Annotated in this window: 1 protein-coding gene; it reads right to left on the bottom strand. The window is 46.6% G+C overall.

From position 1 onward, the window contains the following. Positions 1–276: 276 nt before the first annotated feature. On the bottom strand, positions 277–1,104 hold an 828-nt coding region (locus H524_RS17930; protein WP_027940516.1), incomplete at its 5' end, for a flagellin N-terminal helical domain-containing protein.

A 1,104-nucleotide genomic window follows, 5' to 3' on the forward strand; every position in this document is an offset into this window, starting at 1 on the left:
GAGCGCAAGAGTAGAGTTAGCGAGTTTACGCTGTGCGTTAATCGAGCTAACGTTAGTGTTAACGTATAAAGCCATAGTTCTCTCCTTCTATTTGTATCAGCAGAGAGAGCTGTACAAGCACAATCTCCACCTTGCTTAATGCAATCAATGTATTCGTAAAGAACACATAATGCTGCTTACGAATAGACTGTCTGCTGTGAATCTCCTCTTCAAGAAGGCCGCCTCCGAAGAGGCAGCCTTAGACGATATGAGAGATTCAAAACTGTATGCGTTCTATTAACCGCCTAAAAGGTTAAGAGCAACGGTTGGACGCTGGTTAGCCTGGCTCAGAATAGTCTGAGAGGCCTGCTGAATAATCTGGTTCTGAGTTAAAGCTGCAGTCTCAGAGGCAAAGTCGGTATCACGAATACGGCTGCGTGCATCAGACTCATTTTCCGCAATAGAGCTCTGATTGCGGATAGTGCTTTCCATACGATTTTGGATTGCGCCTAGGGCCGCACGCTTGGAATCTACTGCTTGGATGAAGTTATCAATATGCTCTAAAGTCTTTTGAGCAGCTTCTGGCGTAATAACAGCCCAATATGCACCAGAAGGCTTTTTAGCATCTGAGCAGAAAAGACCGAACTGATCTGCAGCGCCAGCCTTGGAAACTTGGTTTGGTGTACCTTCAGTAAACTTGATGTTTGCGTTGAGGCCGTCATTCTTAACCATGTCCATGATGCCCTTCATGTGGAAGCCTTCCTTAGTGGTAAGCTTAATCATGTCTTGGGCGTTGGCTCCTACTTGGAAGAAATATGCACCATCTTTGTCTTTAAGATTGTCTGCAGGATTATTACCGCCAGATAAGCCTACACCACCGAACTTTGCGCCTTGGCTAACTAGAACATGTGCGCCAGCGAAAGTGGTTTTATAGCCAATACGGGTAATTTCTTCAGAGAGTGACTTAACTTCCTGCTGTAATGCCTCACGATCTTTGCGGGTATTGGTACCGTTAGCAGCCTGGACAGCGAGGGTACGGATACGCTGCAGCATGTTGGTGGTCTCGTCGAGAGCACCTTCGATGGTCTGAGCTAAGGCAATACCGTCGTTTGCGTTACGGTTACC

Source organism: Anaerobiospirillum succiniciproducens DSM 6400, assembly GCF_000482845.1.
In the GTDB taxonomy this organism is placed as follows: Bacteria; Pseudomonadota; Gammaproteobacteria; order Enterobacterales; family Succinivibrionaceae; genus Anaerobiospirillum; species Anaerobiospirillum succiniciproducens.